The organism is Streptomyces aurantiacus (assembly GCF_027107535.1).
GTDB lineage: Bacteria > Actinomycetota > Actinomycetes > Streptomycetales > Streptomycetaceae > Streptomyces.
In genome coordinates, this window is record NZ_CP114283.1 from 8,462,125 (window position 1) to 8,483,048 (window position 20,924).

At 71.0% G+C, this 20,924-nt stretch carries 17 protein-coding genes; 7 read left to right on the forward strand and 10 right to left on the reverse strand.

Going from position 1 to position 20,924, the window contains the following annotated elements; genetic code table 11:
- Position 1 precedes the first annotated feature (1 nt).
- Positions 2-730 (forward strand): Mut7-C RNAse domain-containing protein, encoded by a 729-nt coding sequence (locus O1Q96_RS39310; RefSeq protein WP_269252650.1) that lies wholly within the window; start codon positions 2-4, stop codon positions 728-730.
- A gap of 184 nt (positions 731-914) precedes the next feature.
- Here O1Q96_RS39310 and O1Q96_RS39315 read toward each other — a convergent pair whose 3' ends face one another.
- The 5 genes from O1Q96_RS39315 to O1Q96_RS39335 all read right to left on the reverse strand — a co-directional run bounded on the left by O1Q96_RS39315 (position 915) and on the right by O1Q96_RS39335 (position 9,814).
- Positions 915-3,368, reverse strand: coding sequence for a galactose oxidase early set domain-containing protein (locus O1Q96_RS39315; RefSeq protein WP_269252651.1), 2,454 nt, complete (start codon positions 3,366-3,368; stop codon positions 915-917).
- Positions 3,368-4,600, reverse strand: coding sequence for a glycosyltransferase (locus O1Q96_RS39320; protein WP_269252652.1), 1,233 nt, complete (start codon positions 4,598-4,600; stop codon positions 3,368-3,370). The genes O1Q96_RS39315 and O1Q96_RS39320 overlap by 1 nt, the downstream gene beginning before the upstream one ends.
- Entirely contained in the window at positions 4,597-6,300 is a 1,704-nt protein-coding gene (locus O1Q96_RS39325) for an ArnT family glycosyltransferase (protein WP_269252653.1), read from the reverse strand. Before O1Q96_RS39325 ends, O1Q96_RS39320 begins: the two co-directional genes overlap by 4 nt.
- Positions 6,297-7,583, reverse strand: a complete 1,287-nt coding sequence (locus O1Q96_RS39330) for a glycosyltransferase (RefSeq protein ID WP_269252654.1) — start codon at positions 7,581-7,583, stop codon at positions 6,297-6,299. The genes O1Q96_RS39325 and O1Q96_RS39330 overlap by 4 nt, the downstream gene beginning before the upstream one ends.
- A gap of 200 nt (positions 7,584-7,783) precedes the next feature.
- Positions 7,784-9,814, reverse strand: coding sequence for a thioredoxin domain-containing protein (locus O1Q96_RS39335; protein ID WP_269252655.1), 2,031 nt, complete (start codon positions 9,812-9,814; stop codon positions 7,784-7,786).
- Between the two features lie 198 nt (positions 9,815-10,012).
- On the opposite strand from O1Q96_RS39335, the gene O1Q96_RS39340 reads away from it, so the two are divergent.
- Complete coding sequence (locus O1Q96_RS39340) at positions 10,013-13,216, forward strand: tetratricopeptide repeat protein (protein ID WP_269252656.1); 3,204 nt, start codon at positions 10,013-10,015, stop codon at positions 13,214-13,216.
- Between the two features lie 134 nt (positions 13,217-13,350).
- Here the strand turns inward: O1Q96_RS39340 and O1Q96_RS39345 are convergent, their stop codons facing one another.
- Positions 13,351-13,611: a hypothetical protein gene (locus O1Q96_RS39345; protein ID WP_269252657.1), complete on the reverse strand. Its 261-nt coding sequence runs from the start codon at positions 13,609-13,611 to the stop codon at positions 13,351-13,353.
- A complete protein-coding gene (gene mca / locus O1Q96_RS39350; RefSeq protein ID WP_217454850.1) occupies positions 13,604-14,485 on the reverse strand; it encodes a mycothiol conjugate amidase Mca in 882 nt (293 codons plus the stop codon). The genes O1Q96_RS39345 and mca overlap by 8 nt, the downstream gene beginning before the upstream one ends.
- A 181-nt stretch (positions 14,486-14,666) precedes the next feature.
- On the opposite strand from mca, the gene O1Q96_RS39355 reads away from it, so the two are divergent.
- Together O1Q96_RS39355 and greA are read left to right on the forward strand one after the other, a co-directional pair.
- Positions 14,667-15,059 (forward strand): DUF4307 domain-containing protein, encoded by a 393-nt coding sequence (locus O1Q96_RS39355; protein ID WP_269252658.1) that lies wholly within the window; start codon positions 14,667-14,669, stop codon positions 15,057-15,059.
- 246 nt (positions 15,060-15,305) lie between these two features.
- Entirely contained in the window at positions 15,306-15,803 is a 498-nt protein-coding gene (greA, locus tag O1Q96_RS39360) for a transcription elongation factor GreA (protein ID WP_269252659.1), read from the forward strand.
- 64 nt (positions 15,804-15,867) lie between these two features.
- Here the strand turns inward: greA and O1Q96_RS39365 are convergent, their stop codons facing one another.
- From O1Q96_RS39365 to ilvA, 3 genes are all read right to left on the reverse strand, one after another.
- Positions 15,868-16,713, reverse strand: coding sequence for an ABC transporter permease (locus O1Q96_RS39365; protein WP_269252660.1), 846 nt, complete (start codon positions 16,711-16,713; stop codon positions 15,868-15,870).
- The gene (locus O1Q96_RS39370; RefSeq protein ID WP_269252661.1) at positions 16,710-17,723 is read right to left on the reverse strand and encodes an ATP-binding cassette domain-containing protein; all 1,014 of its coding nucleotides are present in this window, start codon (positions 17,721-17,723) and stop codon (positions 16,710-16,712) included. Before O1Q96_RS39370 ends, O1Q96_RS39365 begins: the two co-directional genes overlap by 4 nt.
- A 215-nt stretch (positions 17,724-17,938) precedes the next feature.
- Entirely contained in the window at positions 17,939-19,168 is a 1,230-nt protein-coding gene (gene ilvA / locus O1Q96_RS39375) for a threonine ammonia-lyase (protein ID WP_269252662.1), read from the reverse strand.
- 162 nt (positions 19,169-19,330) lie between these two features.
- Between ilvA and O1Q96_RS39380 the strand changes: the two genes are divergently transcribed.
- The 3 genes from O1Q96_RS39380 (at position 19,331) to O1Q96_RS39390 (ending at position 20,891) form a co-directional block, all read left to right on the forward strand.
- On the forward strand, positions 19,331-19,831 hold the full coding sequence (locus tag O1Q96_RS39380; protein WP_217454882.1) for a MarR family winged helix-turn-helix transcriptional regulator: 501 nt from the start codon (positions 19,331-19,333) through the stop codon (positions 19,829-19,831).
- Between the two features lie 302 nt (positions 19,832-20,133).
- Positions 20,134-20,643, forward strand: a complete 510-nt coding sequence (locus O1Q96_RS39385; RefSeq protein WP_269252663.1) for a sigma factor-like helix-turn-helix DNA-binding protein — start codon at positions 20,134-20,136, stop codon at positions 20,641-20,643.
- Complete coding sequence (locus tag O1Q96_RS39390) at positions 20,640-20,891, forward strand: hypothetical protein (RefSeq protein ID WP_419587015.1); 252 nt, start codon at positions 20,640-20,642, stop codon at positions 20,889-20,891. The genes O1Q96_RS39385 and O1Q96_RS39390 overlap by 4 nt, the downstream gene beginning before the upstream one ends.
- Positions 20,892-20,924: the final 33 nt, after the last annotated feature.

Here is a 20,924-nt window from a genome sequence, read left to right on the forward strand (position 1 = left end):
GGTGAACGGACCGGAGATCCACGTCGAATTCGCCCCCGAGCTGCGGTTGTTCGTCCCGCACGGGCGTCGGGCGGGCGCCACGGGCGTCACCACCGACGGTTCGTCCACGCTCGGCCATGTCGTCGAGTCGCTCGGCGTCCCGCTCACCGAGGTCGGAGAGCTCGTGGTGGACGGTCGTACGGTGGCCGTCTCGCATGTGCCGCTCGCGGACGAGTCCGTTCTCGTACGGGCGGTCGAGCGGCCCCAGCCGGTGCCGGGCGCACCGCTGCGGTTCCTGCTCGACGTGCATCTGGGGACGCTGGCCCGCCGGATGCGGCTGCTCGGTGTCGACACCGCGTACGAGTCGCTCGACATCGGGGACCCCGCGCTGGCCTCGCGGTCCGCCGCCGAGCGGCGGGTGCTGCTCAGCCGGGACCGGGGGCTGCTGCGGCGAAGGGAGCTGTGGGCGGGAGCGTTCGTCTACAGCACGCAGCCCGATGACCAACTGCGGGACGTGCTGGGGCGGTTCGCGCCCCAGCTGAGGCCGTGGACTCGGTGCACGGCGTGCAACGGGCTGTTGCGGGAGGCCTCCAGGGAGGAGGTCGCGGGGCAGCTCGAAGGGGGGACGCGGCGGTCGTACGACGTGTTCGCCCAGTGCGGGGAGTGTGGGCGGGCGTACTGGCGGGGCGCCCACCACGAGCAGTTGGAGGCGATCGTGGGGCGGGCGCTCGCGGAGTTCGGCTCCGGCTGAGCGGACGCCTGCCGGGGCCTTGCGGGTTCGTTGTCCGGTGCGGGCGGGTGGGGGCTGGTCGCGCAGTTCCCCGCGCCCCTGAAGGCGCCCCGCAGCTCGCATCCCTCAGTCCTCGGCCCCGGCGAACGACGTTGTCCCGCGCCCCCATCGGGGCACGGGACAACATCCGTTCAGGGAATCGGGGTCAGCGCCTCGACGTGTCCCCCTTGCCGCAGGCCAGGCCGTCCCCGTTGCGGTCCAAGCGCAGGGGGTCGTCCTTGCCGTTCACCTTCAGGCGGCCGTAGTCGTTCGCCTTCAGCCAGGCGCAGCGGGCCGCCGTCGTCTTCTTGACCTCGTCGGGGAAGACCGTCGGGACGCAGACGTTGGCGGTGCCGTAGTGGCGGTCGCAGCCGGCGACGGCCGGGCTGACCTCCACCGAGTCACGCTTCTTGCCGGGCTTCCTGACCTTGCCCTCCAGGGAGTCCGCGAACGAGTGGACGTGGCCCGAGGAAGCCTCCCCGGACGCGGCGGCCAGGGCGGGCGGGCCCTGGAGACGGACCCACTTCGCCACCGACGGCACACCGTTCGCGTCGACCGCGAAGAGCATGTACCAGCCCGGCGGGGCGATGTTCGGGTTGCTCGTCACGTTCAGGTCGATGTTGTTGCCGTCGACGGAGAGCGGCAGGTCCACGAAGCGCTGGTTCGGGTCGGAGGAGTGCGTCACCGCGGCCGGGCGGATCAGCTCCGCCCTGGCGATGGGCCGGTCGACCGTGATGCGCTGCGTGTCGCCGTACGTCCACTCGTTGTCGATCACCGAAGTGATCGTCGGGCGGGGGCCCTTGAGCAGGTACGGCGGGGTGTAGACGGACACGTCGTGGTTCCAGGAGCCGTTGCCCGGGTTGTCGCCGGTCGCCATCACGCGGCCGTCGGGGAGCAGGAACGCGGACGAGTGGTAGCCGCGTGCCTCCGGGTCGGTGGCCACCGGGTCGAAGGTCTCCGTCGCCGGGTCGAAGATCGACGAGGAGTAGACCGGATCGGCGCGGTTGTGCAGGGCGCCGCCGGTCTCCAGGACCTTCCCGTCGGGCAGCAGCACGGTGGAGACGTACATCTTGCCCTGGTCGCCGGTCTGCGGGACCCTGCCGTTGCCCAGGTCGACGGTGCCCTGCGGCAGCGGCGGTCCGGCGACGTACGCCGGGTTGGCGGACTTGAGGTCGATGATGTCGGTGAGTCGGTTGGCGTCGGGGTTCGAGTCGATGTTGCCGCCGCCGATGGTGAGGACCTTCTGGTCCTGGGCGGGGGGCAGCAGCACGCTCGCGGACTGGTCGCGTTCGTCCTTGCGCCGCAGTCCGGGCACGTCGGTGATGGTGTTGGCGTCGTAGTCGTAGATCGCCGAGCCCGAGCCGGGGATGTTGTTGCCGAAGGTGTGGCTGCCCGTGTAGAAGAGGCGGCCGTCCTGCATCAGGACCATCGTCGGGTACAGGCCCCAGTACGACCAGGTCTGGTTGACCTGCCAGGTCGGCAGCCACTTGTTCTCGGCGTCGGACCAGCGCTCGGCCGTCACGGACCCGGTGGAGTCCTCCTTCAGGCCGCCGAAGGAGATGACGTCACCGTTGCCGAGGATCGTCGCCGACGGGTACCAGTGACCGTCGTTCATGTCGTTCGTCCTGGTGTACGTCTCGGTGACCGGGTCGAAGGTGTAGGAGTCCTTGTAGCCCTGGTAGCCGATCGTGCCGTCGGCGGACGGGTAGCCCTTGTTGCCGCTCATCACCAGCACCCGGCCGTCGTCCAGCTGCACGTGTCCCGCGCAGAACATGTCCTTGGGCGTGGGGATCTGCTTGTACGTGCCGTTCACCGGGTTGTAGACCGTGCTCGTGAACGTACCCGCCTTGAACATCTCCGGGTCGTTGCCGGAGCCCGCGATCAGCAGCACCTTGCCGTTGTTGAGGACGACGGAGTGCATGGAGCGGACCGGGTTCTGCGTGGGCAGCACGTCCCATCTGCCGTTGGCGCACTCCTCGGCCGTGCCCGTGCACACCGGGTCGGGGATCGGGTCGGCGACCTGGTCCATCGTGTAGTCGTCGGTGGTCACCGAGCCGGTCCCGTAGACGGAGACACCCCAGCTGATGCGGTCGGTGCCCGCGGGGACCTCGGGGGTACGGACCGTCGCCTCGGCCCATCCGGCGCTGACCGGCAGGGTCTTGAGGTCGGTCCAGTACTGCCAGCCGGCGGTCGTGTCATGCCGGAAGAGGGTCAGCGAGGTGTCCGGGGTCGTCGACTTGTACCAGAGCCCGAGGTCGTACTGCTTGCCGACGCCGACGACCGGCGCGCACTGGGCGGACTCGGTGATCAGCGCCTTGCGGTCGCCCTCGGTGCGGCGGGTCAGCTCGACCTTCATGGCCTTGGAGCCGGAGTGGGCGTCACCGACCGTGGAGAAGGTGAAGTCGTTGTCGCCCCAGCCGGACTTCTCCCAGCAGTAGGGCATGCCGTCGCCGCCCGTGCCCGCGGTCTCGAAGCCCGGGTTCTTCACGAGGTTGGCGGCGGAGGCGGACTGGGGGACGGACAGGAGCAGTCCCGAGGTGAGCGCCCCCACGGCCAGCAGGGTGGTGCGGCGTCTGGGGCGGTTCGGGCGTCTGAACTTCGGAGCGGATCTGCGGAACATCAACTGGGTCTCCTTGCTGTGCGGCTCCCAACGTGACGGCCGGTCTCGACGGCCGTCGTGTCACCTGCGCGCCCTCCCTTCCGCGGCAGATAGACCAGGGCCTCCGTGCCCACGAACCGCAGGACGAAGGTGGTCACCAGAGCGAGCGCCGTGGCGCCGAGCACACTCATGCCGAACCGGCTCACGAGCAGCGCGATCAGCGGGATGCGTACCACCAGGTCGGCGTTGGCGAGCAGCGCGAACCGGCCGGCCCGGTCCCACCAGCGCCGGTACTGCCGGCGGCCTGGGAAGCACAGGTGCTCGATGAGCAGGAAGTTCCAGGCGACGCCGAGCTGGTTGGCGGCGATCTCGGCGGGCAGATAGTGCATCCCGGCGGCCGTCAGGGCCCACAGCGCGGCGAGGTTCGGCAGGAAGCCGGTCGCGCCGATCAGCCCGAAGACCACCATCCGGGCCACCGGCGAGGCCGTGCGCAGTCCGGCGAGGTGCCGCAGGAAGCGGACGCCCTCCCGCGCGGTCGACTTGGACTCGCCCGCGAACCGTGGCCGGAAGACGAACGGCACCTCGGTGACCCGGCGCGGGCGGGCGCGTACGGCCGTTTCGAGGAGGATCTTGTAGCCGAGCGGCTTCAGGACGTCCGCGGTGACCGCGCTGCGGCGGATCGCGAAGAAGCCGCTCATCGGGTCGCTGATGCCGCGCAGCCTGCGCGGGAACAGCGTCTTCGTCAGCCAGGTGGCGCCGCGGGAGACGGCGACGCGGTAGCCGCCGGCGAGCCCGGCGCGGCTGCCGCCCCTGATGTAGCGGGAGGCGACGACGAGCCCCGCGTGGGTGCGCTCGCCGGCCTCCACCAACTCCGGTACCAGCGACGGCGGGTGCTGCAGATCGCCGTCCATGACGACGATCCAGTCGGAGGTCGCGGCCCGCATCCCCTCGACGACGGCCCCGCCGAGACCGCCGACGGGGCTCTCGCGGTGCAGCACGGTCACCGGGTACGGGCAGTCCCCGGCGGCTTCGCGGATCACCTCGGGGGTGTCGTCGGTGGAGTCGTCGACGAACACGACCTCGCAGGGCAGCCGCGCGGGCACCGACTCGGTGATCCCGCGCAGCAGTTCCCGTATGTTCGCGGACTCGTTGAAGGTCGGGACGACGATGGTGACGGCGCCGGGTTCGGGGACCGCGGTGACCCGCAGCGCGGGCTCGCCCACCTCCTCGGGGACGACGGACTCGTACGTCATCGGCCGTCTCCGCCGGCCGCCGCGCCGGAGGTGCCGGGCGTGCCCGCCGTGCTCGCCCTGCTCCTCTCGGAGCCGCCCCTGATCTGCCGGATCTCGATCCGGTCCTCGCCCTTGCCGAAGGTGGCGACCGGCGTGGAGTGCTCCATCGCCTGTCTGACGTTGGGCAGGTCGACCGCGTCGCGCCGCACGGTCGGGGAGGCGACCACGTAGTCGAGGTCGCGCCAGCCGCGCGGCATCGTCTTCGTCACCGCGGGGTCGAGGTCGGCCTTGTAGAACCAGATGACGCCGAGGCCCGGCCGGTATCCGGCGTGCACGAGGTCGAGCCAGAGCGCGTCGTCGACCAGGACACGGGTCTCCTCGGGGTTGTCGACCTCGGTCGCCAGCCACTTCGACGCGGCCTGGTAGGGGGCGTTGGCGTCGGTGGTGACGGCGGTGCGGGCGCCGTCGTACCAGCGCGGCACGACGTACACCGCCGAGGCGGCGACGAGGAGCGCCGCGATCACGTACCTCCCCCCGGTGACGAACCGCTTCTCGTCGACGTCGCGCCACCTGCGCAGCACCCCGTGCGCGATGCTCGCCGTGCCTCCGGCGAGGACCAGCGCGAGGAACGGCAGGGCCTGGATGACGTACATCGCGGGCAGGTAGCCGTTCGGCCGCAGGGCGACCAGCGCGAGGATGGCGACGGTCAGGGCGGGCCCGGCGAGGGCCCGCGCGGTCACCGACCAGCGCCAGGTGACGAGGAGCAGCAGTGCCCCGGCCAGCCCGCCGAGGGGCAGGACGCGGTCGTAGTAGAGCCAGGACTGCAGGACCCCGTACGAGCCGGAGCCCGCGTCGAGGATGAATCCGGAACCGGGCCTGGTCATCTGGTACTTGAGGCCGTCCCAGAGCGACACGTGTCCGGCGCCGGGGAAGAACTCGCCCTTGAGGAGCGCGAAGAGGGGGTACGAGAGGCCGACCAGCACGCAGGCCGTGACGGCTCCGGTGAGGGCGAACTTGCGGGTGTCCCGGTGGCTGTGGCGCCACATGGTGAGCATCACGGCCGGGAGGACGACGAGCATCGTCTCCTTGGTGAGCACCGCCGCGGCGGCCGCGAGTCCGGCGCCGAAGTGGTGCCAGAGGTGGCGGCTCGGGGAGGCGGCCAGGAAGAACGCGAAGAGCGTCCACATCACGGCGATGTTGTCGAGGAAGATCTCGCGCTGGAGGACCACCGACAGCGGCGAGAGCCCGAAGAGCAGCAGGGCGAGGCCGGCCGCCCAGCGGGGCAGCGAGAGGCGGCGGGCCAGCGCGTAGACGAGGATCGCGCTGACGGCGCTGACCAGCAGCATCACGATCCGCATCGAGCCGACCGTCATCGACTCGGGGCTGATCAGGGACGGTATCCAGGTCAGCAGGGCGATCTGTATCCAGCCGAGGGGCGGGTGGTCGTACCAGTACGTGTAGTGGGCCAGGCCGTCGCCCTGCTGCACGGCCCAGGCCTGCGCGAGGTAGGTGCCCTCGTCGTCGCTGAGGGTCGGGTAGTCGGCGATGTTCCAGCCCTGCACGGTCATGACGGCCGCGAGGAGTACGCCGCACAGGATCAGGTCGGTCCGCGAACGGCGCAGCCGTGACGGCCTTGTCCGAGGTGCCGGAGGGGTGCTGGGTACAGGAGTGCGCTGCGCGGGGACCTTGACCGTGGTCACCGCGGGAAGGGTGGAAGTCACGCAGGAACGTCCTCTCGGGACCCGCGGGTCAGGGCCGCGGCTTCGGTGTCGGTGAGGTGCGCACCGACGTGACTGGTCAGCTCCCAGTCGTTGTGGCCCCTCTGCTCGCGCCACACGGCACGGACGGCCGCACCGGCGAGGAGCACCTGGTAGAAGGGGCCGCCGACGACGAGCTTCAGGTAGTGGACGAATCGCACACGAAGCCCGTACTGCTTGCCGAAGTCGTGCAGCCCGACCAGTTCGAAGACGAAGGTGACGAACGCGGTGACGGCCGGCAGGAAGGTGATGAAGGCGATGCCGACCGGCACGTCGAGGAAGAGCGCGACGGCCACGTTCAGCGGGATGATCACACCGGAGATGGCCTGGAGGTACGGCGTCATCAGGGTGTAGCGGGCGAGGAGCCGCTGTCCGAAGCCCGGGAGCTGCTTCCAGTCCTTCTTGCGGTAGACCTGCAGGAAGCCCTGGTTCCACCGGGTGCGCTGCTTGAGCAGCGACATCAGGCTGCCGGGCGTCTCCTCCTTGGTCACCATGTCGGAGTCGTAGGCGACGACGACCTTCTTGCCGACGCTGGAGAGCCGGACTCCCAGGTCGCAGTCCTCGGCGAGGCAGTCGGGGTCCCAGCCGTCGGCCTCGCGCAGGACGTCCGTGCGAACGAAGACGGTGTTGCCGCCGAGCGGGATGAAACCTTTCTGCGCATGCAGGTGGAGTCGGGAGCGGAACCAGAAGAAGTACTCCAGGCAGTTGCGCAGGCTGTACCAGCTGGAGTGGAAGTTGATGAGCTGGACACCGCCCTGCACGACGTCGGCGCCCGTCGAGCGGAAGGCGTGGTCGACGTGCGCGAGCAGCTCCGGGTGGACCTGGTCCTCGGCGTCGAAGACCCCGACGACGTCACCGCGGCAGTGCGGCAGCGCCGTGTTCATGGCCCTCGGCTTGTTCTTCTTCTCGTGGGTGTCGACGACGACACGCACCCGCGGGTCACGCTCCGCGGCGTCGCAGGCGACCTCGGTGGTCTCCGGGTCGTCGTGCCCGACGATCACGATGATCTCGAAGTCGGTGTGGCTGGATTCCAGCAGTCGCTGGATGGTGTGGTCCAGGACGGCCTGTTCGTGCCTTGCGGGCAGCAGCAGTGAGAAGGACAGGTGCCCGCCCCCGTCCGGACTGCTGAACCGGGTGGAGGCCAGCACCTCGGGCGTACGCCACGCGTGCATCTGCCACCACAAGGTGAAAGCGGCCATCCAGAAAAGGGCAAGCGAAACGGCAGCGATGAAGACAGACGTCAGCAAAAGATCCCCCCAGGATCCCCGAAACCCCCTGTCACGACAGCGAGTCACTCCTGTCGTGTCCGGGACAGAGACTATGGGGGTTCTGTGAAGCCCGGGAGGTCTTCTGATAAATATCGTGTTTCGGAATGGTCGGTCGGTTGTCAGACGAAACCGAACAAGTGCGCACATTAACGGTCAGTGCGCACACCCCCCTCCGCCGGTCAGCGCCCCAATGCCGCCCGGAGACGCTCGACATCGGTCGTCGGAGCGTCACAAGTGAAATTACGGCAGACATACGCCGTCGGTTCACCGCCGACCAGTGACCGGCCCGCGAGCAGCGGGAGTTCGCCGCTCTCCGGAGCACCCACGGCGACGACCGCGCCGGGTGCGGTGGCGAGCAGGGCGACGCGGTGGAGCTCCCGGGTGGCCGGGTCGTCGGCCGGGCCGACGACGGCCACCTCACGCGGCCCGTCGAGCTGCGCCTCGGCGGTGGCCAGACCCCAGCCGATGAACCGCGGCACACGCGGACCGAGCGCCTTCACCACTCCCAACGCCCGCTCCGCGGTGACACGGTGGGGCTCCGAACCGGTCTGGGCCGCGTAGCTCAGCAGCGCTCCGGCGGCCGCGCTCCAGCCGGAGGGCGTGGCGTTGTCGGTCGGGTCCTGCGGGCGGCGGATGAGCTTCTCGGCGTCGGCCGCCGTGTCGTACAGCGCTCCTGACTCCTCGTCGGTGAACTGCACGAGGACGTGGTCGAGCAGGAAGCCGGCGAAATCCAGCCAGACACCCTCACCGGTCACCGAAGCGAGCGCGAGGAATCCCTCCGCGACGTCCGCGTAGTCCTCCAGCACACCCGCGTGGGCGCCGGCCCGGCCGTCCTTGCTGGTGCGGACGAGGCGCGCGTGCTCGTCCAAGTGGAGGCGCACCAGGAGGTCGGCGGCCCCTACCGCCGCGTCGACCAGGTCGGGCCGGTCGAAGTACGCGCCCGTCTCGGCCAGGGCGGCGACGGCCAGTCCGTTCCAGGCGGCCACGACCTTGTCGTCGCGGCCGGGGGCGGGGCGGCCGTCGCGTGCCTCCTTCAGGCGGGCCTTGACGGAGTCGATACGTGCCGCGTCGAACAGGCCCTCCCGCTGCGGCAGCTGCAGGACGGAGGCACCCTCCTCGAACGTGCCCTCCTCACTCACGCCGAAGTAGTCGGCGGCGACCTCGGCATCCTGCTCGCCGAGAACCTCGCGCAGCTCACCGGGTGTCCACACGTAGTAGGCGCCCTCGACGTGCTTCCCGGTCCCGTCGTCGCTGTCGGCGTCGAGCGCGGAGGCGAACCCGCCCTCGTTCGTGCGCAGTTCGCGGACCATGAAGTCGGCGGTCTCCAGGGCCACCCGGCGGGCGAGATCGGACCCGGTGGCCCGCCACAGGTGCGCGTACACCCGGCACAGCAGGGCGTTGTCGTACAGCATCTTCTCGAAGTGGGGCACGACCCACTCGCGGTCGACGGAGTAGCGGGCGAAGCCGCCGCCGAGCTGGTCGTAGATACCTCCGCGGGCCATCCGCTCGCACGTGTCGGCGGCCATCTGCAGCGCGCCCTCGGCCCCGGTGCGCGCGTGGTGCCGCAGCAGGAACTCGACGGCCATGGACGGCGGGAACTTGGGCGCCCCACCGAAGCCGCCGTGCGCGGCGTCGTAGTCACGGGTGAGGCCGAGCAGCGCCCGCGCGAGGTCCTCCTCGCCCGGCACCTGCGCGTCCCCGAAGCCGATCTCGCGGCCGGCGAGATCGCGCACGATCTTCTCGGCGACCTCGGTGACCTCGTCCCGCCGGTCGGTCCACGCGCTGTGCACCCCCTCCAGCACCTGCCGGAACGAAGGGCTCCCCTGCCGGGGCGTGGGCGGGAAGTAGGTGCCGAAGTAGAACGGCTCGGCGCCCGGCGTGAGGAAGACGGTCATGGGCCAGCCGCCCTGCCCGGTCGCCGCCTGCACGGCCTCCATGTAGACCGCGTCGACGTCGGGCCGCTCCTCGCGGTCGACCTTGACGTTCACGAAGTGCGCGTTGAGGTAGTCGGCGGTCTCCTGGTCCTCGAACGACTCGTGCGCCATGACGTGGCACCAGTGGCAACTGCTGTACCCGACGCTCAGCAGGACCGGCTTGCCGGTCCTGTCCGCCTCCTCGAAGGCCTCGGCCGACCAGGGCCACCAGTCGACGGGGTTGTCGGCGTGCTGCAGGAGGTAGGGGGACGTCTCGTGGGCCAGTCGGTTCGGCATGGGGTCCATCCTGCCGCAGTACCCACGGGGCGGCGCGGATCACCGGGACGCGCGGCGGATCACCCGCTCTCCACAGGGGTAGGTCACGGGTCCGGGCTGCGAGGACGGGCGTGGGCACGCCAGAGGCTCTCTCGCCTTCCCCGCTCATCCGCAGGACACTTGACCAAGAAAGCCGTTACCGGCAAAGGGGGATCCGATATGCGGGACAGCCATCGGGCGGAGGCCGAACGGCTGTTGGTCCGGGCCGTGGAGGAGGAGGTCCGGCGCTCGGGCGGCCGGGCCGACGCGAGCGTCCTGCTGTCGCGGGCGCGGGCCGCGCTGGACTCCATGGCACGGACGGCCGCCGAGGAGTACGAGGCCTACACCCACGCACTGGACGAGGCGGAGGCCGGCCGGCTGAGTTTCGGGCAGCGGTACGCGCGCGAGGGCGCCGGAACTCCCCTGCTGGTGGCGGCGGTCGCGGCGCTCACGGCCGTGGTGGCGGACCTGGCGCTCGGCACCGGCGCGGGCGCGGCGGTGGGCGCGGGGGCGGTCGTCGGCGTCGCCGGCGCCGCCACGACGGTGGCGAAGGTGACCGCCTCCCATCTGCCGGCCGCGAGCCGCCGGGCGGGCGCCCTCGGACAGCCGGGCGGCCCGGAGCAGTTGCGGCTGGCCTGGCTGACCGCCCTCGAGGTCCGCGGGATCCGCCCGTTCTTCGACCAGCAGCGGGTCTACAACGCCGCCACCGGGGCGAAGAAGGGCGCACCCCAGCTGCGGCGTACGGACAAGAGCGCGGCGGCCCGCAGACGCAGCGTCCTGGAGCAGTCCTTCGGTCAGCTCCCCGAACCGGTCGGGCCGTTCGCCGGCCGCCGCCAGGAGCTGCTGCGGATCGCGCAGTGGGTGCACGCGGCCCGCGCGAGCACGGAGACCAGGCCGACGGTGGTCGTCCTGCACGGCGCGCCGGGCTCGGGCCGCAGCACGCTCGCCGTGCGCGCCGCGCACGAGCTGAAGGACCAGTTCCGCGGCGCGTGCGTGGTGGACCTGCGGGGCGACAGCCGGGAGGAGCCGCCGCTGACCACCCGCGACGCGCTGCTCCACCTGCTGAACCGGCTGGGCGCGCCCCGCGAGCAGCTCCTGTTCCGTGAGCGCTCCTCGCAGGACCAGCAGGTCCGGCGGCTCGCCGAGCTCTACCACCAGCATCTGACGGGTCTGGCCGTGACGATCGTGCTGGACGACGCCCACGACGTGGAGCAGGTCTGCACGCTCGTGCCGGAGCGCTCCGACAGCCTCGTCGTGGTCACCGCCCGCAAACCCCTGGACCTGCCCGCCGACCTCCCCGCCTGGGTGCATCAGCACGCGGTGGAGCCGTTGGCCGCGCCGGGTGCCGAGGAGCTCCTGAAGGCCTGCGCGCAGGACGACTCCGCCCCGTACGACGCCGAAGCCTCCGACGAGGTGAGGGAGTTGTGCGGCGGGCTCCCCCTGGCGCTGCGCATCGCGGGTTCGTCCCTCGGCCCGCGCACCTCCCGCCGTCTCGCCACCGACCTGGCGGCGTACGGCCCGGTCGAGCCGGTCGAACGGGTGCTGTGGCTGCGGTACACGGACCAGTCGGACACGGCGAGGCGTCTGCTGCGGCGGCTGGCTCTGGCGGGTCGCGCCTCGCTGGGCGCGGCCGCGGCGGCCGCCCTCCTCTCGACGGACGAGCCGGAGGCGACCCGCCATCTGGAGGCGCTCTCCCGGGCGGGCCTGATCGACCATGTGCGCGGCAGCCGCTACCGCCTGCACGATCTGGTACGCGCCTTCGCGCAGGCCCGTCTCCTCGACGAGGAGGATCCGGCCGAGCGCACGGCCGCGCAGGAACGTCTCATCGTGAACTACGCCGAGCTCGCGGACTCGGTGATCCGCCTGGTCGACGGCAAGACGTCCACGCGCGCGGATCAGTTCGGGCCGCACGGCTTCACCTCGCTGGACGCGGCTTTGCGCTGGCTGGACGACGAGTCGAGCTTCATCACGGCGGCACTGCGGCACGCGGAGGGTGTGAACCAGGCGGCGGTGCTCAACCTCCTGGGCGCCCTGTGCGACTACTGCCTGCTGCGCGGCGACCTCTACCGCCTGGGCGAGATCAGCGAGTTGACGCAGTCCGTCGACCAGGGGCTGCTCGTCCGCTCGGTCCAGTGGCGCACGGGTATCGCGGCCCGTCAGCTCGGCGAACTCGACAAGGCCCGTACGACGCTGACATCGGTGGTCGACCTCTACTTCGAGGCCCACCACGACGCGGGCGCGGCCCGGGCACTGTGCTCCCTCGGGATCACCCTGCACCACCAGGGCAACCTCACCGAGGCGGCGGTGAAGCTCCAGGAGGCGCTGGACCTCCAGGCCTCCCCCGACCTCGCGGCGGACCGCGCCTGGACGATGCACGCGCTCGCCGCGGTGGAGCGGGACCGGGCGAGGCTGCGTGAGGCGCTCGATCTGCTGACGAACGCCCTGGTCCTGCACCGTGAGGGCGAGTCCGTGCACGGTGAGGCCTGGGCGCACTTCCAGCTCGGCCAGCTGGGCCTGCGCATGGGCGACGTGCCGCGCGCCGAGTCCGAACTCCGCTCGGCTCTCGACCTGTACGGGCGCACGCGCGACGCACGCGGCGAGGCCTGGGCGCTGACCCAGCTGGCCCGGGCCCGGCTGGTCGACGGCGACCCGTCCTCCGCCGTCGACGGCCTGCGCCAGGCGGCTTCCCGCCACCGCGAGAACGAGGACTCCCGCGGCGAGGCCTGGACGGTGTACTACCTGGGCCAGTCGCTGGAGGAGACGGGCAGTCTCGACCAGGCGGTCCGTGAGCTGGAGCGGTCCCGGACGATGTTCTCGCGGATCCGTGACGTCTACGGCCTGGCGTGCGCCCGCCACCACTCGGCCCGGGTGACGCGCGACCAGCGGGCCGCGCAGACCGGCTCCCTGCGGAACTCGGGCTTCGCCCGGCAGCTCCTGGTGGACGCGCGGGCCGACTTCCAGCGGATCGGCGTCGCCCACGGGGAGGCCTGGACCTGCCTGGAGCTGGCGGTGGTGGACGCGGGCAACGCCCGTACGCAGCCCGCGCTGGCCCTGTGCGACGAGGCGACCGCGCTCTTCGCCTCGTACGGCGACCGCCGCGGCGAGGACTGGGCCCGCTTCCTGCGCTGCACCCTCCTGCCGTACGCCTCCCCGGGGGGCGTCGAGGTGGGCACCGCCGTCGCCTTGGAGGAGCTGTCCCAGCTGTCGCGCACCGGCCATCCGACCCGCGACGGAAAGCTGGACGACTACATCGAGGCGTACCAGCTCCTCCTGGAACGGGGAGCGGACCTGGAGTCCGGCTGGCAGGCCTGGCGTCTGGGCATGGTCCCGAACCGCCATGCGCGGGAGGTCATGGGAGTGCCGGTACCGGCCGCGCGGACGTGAGGACGGCGGGCCGCGCCGAGGGGGGCGCCGGTGGTCCGGTGATGCCTTCGGGGCATCACCGGACCAGGACACCGCCGTGCGCCGTCGCGGCGGGCTCACCGCCGCACGGGAGCCGGTCCGCCCGCGCCCGGGGCTCAGCCCTTGGCGGGCGAGGCCTTCCCCCCGGGGCCGGCCGTCGCCTTCTCGGAGGTCGCCGCCTCCGGGCCGGCGTCCTCCTCGAAGTCGACCTTGCCCATGTGCCGGCTCATGCTCTTCATCAGTCCCCACACCGCCAGGGCCATCACCGCGAAGACGATGAAGCCGAGGACACCGGGGGTGACCTTGTTCTCGTCGACCTCCTTGGCGAAGGGGACGAGGTGGTGCGTCAGTGCCAGGCTCGCGCTCATGTCAGGCATTGTCGCGGATGCCTGCGAAGAGGTCGTCCTCGGGGAGGGAGGTATCGACGAGGGACTTGGCGAGCTCGTACTCCTCCGTCGGCCACACCTCCCGCTGGATCTCCATGGGGACGCGGAACCAGCCGCCGTCGGGGTCGATCTGCGTGGCGTGCGCGATGAGGGCCTTGTCGCGGATCTCGTAGAAGTCGGCGCACGGGACGTGCGTCGTCAGCGTGCGCTCGGTGCGCTCGAACTCGTCCCACCGCTTGAGCCAGTCCCCGTACGGCGACTCCAGCCCCCGGTCCAGCAGGGCCTGGTGCAGCGCCTCGGTGCGCGGGCGGTTGAAGCCCTGGTTGTAGTAGAGCTTCTGCGACTGGAAGGCCGGGCCGAACTCCGACTCCGGGTACTTCTCGGTGTCGGCCGCGCCCTCGAACGCCACCATCGAGATCTTGTGGGTCATGATGTGGTCCGGGTGCGGGTACCCGCCGTTCTCGTCGTAGGTGGTGATCACCTGCGGACGGAAGGCGCGGATCTTGCGGACCAGCTCGCCGGCGGCCTTGTCGACGTCCTCGAGGGCGAAGCACCCGTCGGGCAGTGGCGGCAGCGGGTCGCCCTCGGGCAGGCCCGAGTCCACGAAGCCGAGCCATTCCTGCTTGACCCCGAGAATCTCGCGGGCCTCGTCCATCTCCTTCTTGCGTACCTCGTGGATGTGCTCCTCGACGTACTTGTCCCCCTGAAGCTTGGGATTGAGGATGGAGCCGCGCTCCCCGCCCGTGCAGGTCACGACCAGCACGTCCACCCCCTCGGACACGTACTTCGCCATGGTGGCCGCGCCCTTGGACGACTCGTCGTCGGGGTGGGCGTGAACGGCCATCAGTCGCAACTGATCAGTCAAGACTCAATCCTCAGTAAGTCGGCGCCCCGATGTGAAACGGCGCAAATCCATAGGTGTCGCCCCGGGGGACGTCGGTGAGGGGCGGCGGTCGGGTGACGGGTGGGAGCTTCTATAGTGACCGAATCGGCGGGTGAAAAATTCCGGGCCCCGGCCCCGCGCACCCGCTCCGGAGAGGACGATCATGAGCACGGTGCAGCTGCCCGAGGGCCGGTACGGCCGCTCCGCGGACGAGCGCGCCGACCGCAGGCTCAGGATCATCGGTTCCGTGCTCGGGGTGGCACTGCTCTCCCTGATCGGCTATTTCGCCTTCCACTACGTGGGCGGTAACAAGATCAGCGCCGAGGTCATCAGTTTCGACACCTCCGGCAGCGCCGTGAAGGTGCATCTGGAAGTCCGCAAGGATTCGGGTGTGACGGGTTACTGCACGATCCGCTCGCAGGCCGAGGACGGCGCCGAGGTGGGCCGCGCGGACTTCCGTTTCGACCAGGACTCGAACCGCGTCGACAAGGTCCTCACGCTCCGCACGACGGCCCCCGGCACGACCGCGGAACTCCTCGGCTGTCACGCGGACTGACCGCGGGAGGGGCGCGGGTCCGGCCCCGCCGGACGGTGGCGTCCGCGTCTACCCGGGACTACGTACGACACTGACGGATGTCACCCCCGGCACCTGGCCACTGACCTGCGTCGACGTAATTCTGATGGCTTATGTCCTCCCCCTTCGGGTCGTGAATTGTTAGGCTCGTGGTTTCGCCCACCCGAGAAGGAACATTCTTCTGGGTAGGGCGATGCTTTGTATTCCCAGTACCTACGAGGAGCACCTGTGACCCAGACCAGCGAGAACGTCACCTGGCTTACCCAGGAGGCGTACAACCAGCTCAAGGCCGAGCTGGATCACCTGTCTGGTCCTGCGCGCACGGAGATCGCAGCCAAGATCGCGGCCGCGCGCGAGGAGGGCGATCTGCGGGAGAACGGCGGGTACCACGCGGCCAAGGAGGAGCAGGGCAAGCAGGAACTCCGGGTGCGCCAGCTGACCCAGCTCCTGGAGAACGCGAAGGTGGGCGAGGCCCCGGCGGCCGATGGCGCGGTGGCGCCCGGCATGGTCGTGACCATCGCCTTCGACGGCGACAAGGACGACACGCTCACGTTCCTGCTCGCCTCGCGCGAGTACGCGAGCTCGGACATCGAGACGTACTCGCCGCAGTCCCCCCTGGGCTCCGGTGTGAACGGCAAGCGGATCGGCGAGGAGGCGGAGTACGAGCTGCCCAACGGCAAGCTCGCCTCGGTGAAGGTCCTCGAAGCCAAGCCGTACGCCGCCTAGGCCCGCCCCGCACGTCGTCCCGGCGAAGCCCCCGGCGCCCGCGCGCCGGGGGCTTCGCCGTGCGTCACGCCGACGCCGAGCGGTACTTCCGCACCGCCAGCGTCCGGAAGAGGACGATGATCAGGATGGAGTAGATCAGCGAGGCCCAGACCGGATGCTGCATGGGCCAGGCGTCCGACGGCGAGACGCCCGGGTTGCCGAACAGCACACGGCAGGCCTGGACCGTGGCGCTGAAGGGGTTCCAGTCGGCGACATGCTGCAGCCAGGGCGTCATCCGGCTGGAGTCCACGAACGCGTTCGAGACGAACGTGACGGGGAAGAGCCAGATCAGCCCGCCGGAGGTGGCCGCCTCCGGGGTGCGGACGGACAGGCCGATGAGCGCGCCGACCCAGGTGAAGGCGTATCCGAGCAGGAGCAGCAGGCCGAATGCGCCGAGCACCTCACCGATGCTGGTGTGCGTACGCCAGCCGACCAGCAGGGCCACGACGGCCAGCACGAACAGCGTGAGCGCCGTCTGTACGAGGTCGGCGAGCGTGCGGCCGGTCAGCACCGCGCCGCGTGCCATCGGCAGGGAGCGGAAGCGGTCGATGAGGCCCTTGTGCATGTCGTCGGCGATGCCCGCCCCGGCGCCGGCGGTGGCGAAGGTGACGGTCTGCGCGAAGATGCCGGCCATCAGGAACTCGCGGTAGGTGGACGATTCGGTGCTGCCTCCGATGTTCATGGAGCCGCCGAACACGTACGAGAACATCACCACGAACATGATGGGTTGAATCAGCCCAAAAATTACCATTTCTGGAATTCTGGACATTCTGATCAGATTTCGTTTGGCCACGACCAGGGAGTCGCGGACGGACTGACCGAGGGAGCCTCCCGGGGCCACGGTCCGCACGGCATCGCTGACGGCGCTCACTTGGCGGCCTCCTTCTTGCGCTTGTGACCCTTGGTGTCTTCGACGGTGTCGCCGTTGTCCTCGGCCTTCTCCTCGGCGAGGTGGCCCGTCAGTGACAGGAACACGTCGTCGAGGGTGGGGCGGCGCAGGCCGATGTCGTCGATCTCGATACCGCGGGCGTCCAGCTCGCGGATGACCTCGGCGAGCAGCTTCGCGCCGCCGGAGACGGGCACGGTGAGCCGGCGGGTGTGGTCCTCGACGGTGGTCTCCCCCTTGCCGAAGCCCCGCAGGACCTCGGTGGCGGTCCCGATGTGCTCGCGGTCGTGCACCACGACCTCCACCCGCTCGCCGCCGGTACGGGCCTTGAGCTGGTCGGAGGTGCCGCGGGCGATGACCCGGCCGTGGTCGACCACGCAGATGTCGTGCGCGAGGTGGTCGGCCTCTTCGAGGTACTGGGTGGTCAGCAGCAGCGTCGTACCGCCCGAGACCAGCTGCTTGATGACCTCCCACAGCTGCTGGCGGTTGCGCGGGTCGAGGCCGGTCGTCGGCTCGTCCATGAACATGACCGGAGGCGAGACGACGAGCGCCGCCGCGAGGTCGAGCCGGCGGCGCATACCGCCGGAGTACGTCTTCGCCGGCCTGTCGGCGGCGTCCGTGAGGTTGAACTGCTCCAGCAGCTCGACCGCGCGGACCTTCGCCTGCTTCGCCCGCATCTGGTAGAGCTGACCGACCATGTGGAGGTTCTCGCGGCCGGTCAGGTACTCGTCGACCGCGGCGAACTGGCCGGACAGGCCGATCGAGCGCCGCACCTCGTTCGGATGTTTGAGCACGTCGATGCCCGCGACGACCGCCCTGCCGCGGTCGGGCCGGAGCAGCGTGGTGAGACAGCGGACCGTGGTGGTCTTGCCCGCGCCGTTCGGCCCGAGCAGGCCCAGGACCGTGCCCTCCGGGACATCGAGATCGACGCCGTCGAGGGCCTTCACGTCGCCGAAGGTCTTCACCAGGCCTTCGGCGTAGATGGCGCCAGGCATGTGAGTCTCCCAAGGGGTTGGGGGTCCAGCGGAAAGTGATTAGTTTTGCCCTGCCCTGCCTCGCACGGCGAGCGAATATCCGGCGCACCCCGGGCAGTCCAGTGACGAGGGACACACCATAACGCGATGTATCGCGTTTCCTCAAGCGGTTTTCCGTACCCGCTCCTCCGCCCGGATGCCGTCCGGTCCCGGCGGCCGCACGCGGCCGCCCGACCTCAGCCGATGACCGTGTAACCCGCCTGGCGCAGCGCCGCGTTCACATCGGCGCAGTGCTCCGGACCCTTCGTCTCCAGGTGCAGCTCGACCTCCACCTCCGTGAGCCCGAGCCGCGGATCGGTCCGTACGTGGCTCACGTCGAGGACGTTAGCGTCCACCACTGACAACACCCCGAGAAGTGTGGCCAGGGCGCCTGGCCGGTCCGTCAGCCGCAGCGTCACCGCGAGGTAGCGGCCGCCCGCGGCCATGCCGTGACGCAGGATGCGCTGCATCAGCAGCGGGTCCACGTTGCCGCCGGACAGCAGCGCGACGACCGGGCCCTCGTAGGCGTCCGGCTCGCTCATGATCGCCGCGACGGGGCTCGCGCCCGCCGGCTCGACGACGAGCTTGGCCCGCTCCAGGCAGAGCAGCAGCGCACTGGACAGCGCGTCCTCGGAGACCGTACGGACCTCGTCCACCAGATCCTCGACGATCCGGAACGGCACGTCCCCGGGCCGCCCCACCTTGATCCCGTCGGCCATCGTCGCCGGGTTCTCGACCGACAGCGGGCGCCCGGCCGCCAGCGAGGGCGGGTAGGCGGCGGCGCCCGCCGCCTGCACGCCCACGATCCGCACGTCCGGCCGCAGGGCCTTCACCGCGACGGCGATGCCCGCGGCGAGCCCGCCGCCGCCGATCCCGACGACGATCGTGCGCACCTCGGGGCACTGCTCCAGGATCTCCAGGCCGACCGTGCCCTGCCCGGCGATGATGTCGGGGTGGTCGAAGGGGTGGATGAAGACGGCGCCCGTCTCGGCCGCGTACTCCTGCGCGGCGGCCAGCGTCTCGTCCACGACCGTGCCGTGCGTGCGCACCTCGGCGCCGTAGTGCCGGGTCGCCGCGACCTTCGGCAGCGGGGCGCCGCTGGGCATGAACACCGTGGAGCGCACACCGAGCAGCGAGGAGGCCAGGGCGACGCCCTGCGCGTGGTTCCCGGCGCTGGCCGCGACCACCCCGGCGGCCCGCTCCTCGGGAAGGAGTCCGGCGATCCGCACGTACGCGCCGCGCAGTTTGAACGAACCGGTGCGCTGGAGGTTCTCGCACTTGAAGTGGACAGGGGCCCCGACCAGACCGGACAGGTGCCTGCTGCCCTCCATGGCGGTCACCCGCGCCACGCCCGTGAGCATCTTCTGGGCGCCGCGTACGTCGTCGAGGGTCACCAGCGGCAAGGAGTCAGCCGTGCGGTAGCTCATGACCACCAGTCTCGCAGTTCACACCGCGCGACATCGGTCGTGACCAACGTCCGAGACCGGTTTGCTCAGCGCCGGTACGGCCCGCCCCCCGTCCGCGTACTCTGTCCCCCAACCCAGCCCCACGCATGAATAGAGCCCCCGGCCATGCCCACAACACCTGAAATGTCGATGGACATGACGACCGTCGGTGACACCGGTCTTCTGGAAACGCTGCAGCACGAGGTCGCGGTGTTCGCCCGCCGTGCCGAACAGACCCGGCTCGGCGGGGTCGGGCAGGTGCGCAACTCCATGGACCGCGCCGCGTATCTGCTGCTCAACCGCCTCGACAAGGAGGGGCCCATGGGCGTCAAGGCACTCGCCGCGAGCATGGGCATCGACTCGTCGACGGTCACCCGGCAGGTGGCCCCGCTGGTCGACACCGGGCTCGTCAAGCGCACCTCCCACCCGGAGGACGGGCGTGCCGTGGTGCTCCAGCTGTCGCCGCGCGGCCTGTCCCGCCTGGAGGAAGTGCGGTCCTCAAGACGTCAGTTGATGGCCGAACTGACCCAGGAGTGGGCACCCGAGGAGCGCGAGGCCTTCTGCACGCTGCTCACCCGCTTCAACACCGCGCTCTCCACCCGGATGGCCGCGTCGCCGTCCGTGGAGGCCCCGGCCCCTTCCTGACCGGCCCGCCGCGCGGTGCCCCGCCCGCGACCGCGCCCGCCCAGCCGTCCGGTTCCGGCGCCCCGCCTCGGCGCCCGGCTACGGCTCGGGCCACTCGAACGGCGCCACTGCGTGCTCGTGCCGCGCCGTCCCGGCGGATTCCTCGGTGCCTTCCCTCCTCGTCCCGTGCCGTCGCACGCCGTCTCGTACCGGCCTCTTGACCCGGGGCCCACGCCTGGCCTCATATGAGACCGGGTCCTGTCGTACGCGGCTGTCCTCGGCGTACGCATCCAGGGCCCGGTTCCCCACCGTCGGGAGGCACGGTGCGAGAGCGGCAGGCGTCCCGGAACGCCCGCCGTGCCCGGGAGTTCAAGGCATTCGTCGCGGGCGCGGGAGGGCGGCTGCTGCATGCCGCGACGCTGCTCACCGCGGAGCCCCCGGACGACAACCCGCGCGCGCGGCGCCTGCTCACCGCGGCCCTGGCCCACACGTACGCCACCTGGGACCGGCTGCACGGCGAGGACCCGTACGACCGGACCCGGCAGCACCTGGCCGTGCGCTTCGCGCGCGGTGCCTGGCACCAGTACGGCGGCCTCGGCCGGGCCCACACCCGCGGCCGCACGGACCACGGCAGCGTCCTGTACTGCCTCACCCCGCAGGAACGGCTGATCCTCGTGCTGCGCATGTACGAGGGCGTCGCCGAGGAGCAGGCCGCGGCACTGCTGGGGCTGCCCACCGATCGGGTACGGGCCATCTGTGCCCGAGCCATGGCCACGCTGCTGCATCCGCCGCGGGAGGCCGCCCCGGTGATCGCGAAGGTGGCGCCGTCATGAGCCCGGTGAACCGCAGGGAGGCCGATGTCCGGCGCATCCTGGAGGAGCCCCAGCCGCCCGTACCGCCCGAGCTGTACCCGGAGGCCGTGCGCAGGGGCGGGCGGATGCTGCGCCGCCGAAGGGCCGCGCGTCTGCTGGTCTGGCTGCTGCTGCTCGCGGCGGCCGTGGCCTTCGTGGTGTGGGCGTCGATCGCCCAGCCATGGGTGGAGCCGCCGTCGGAGACGACTCCACCGCTGACCGGCTGGTGAGACCGACGGCCGACGGCGAACCGGTGAGGCCCG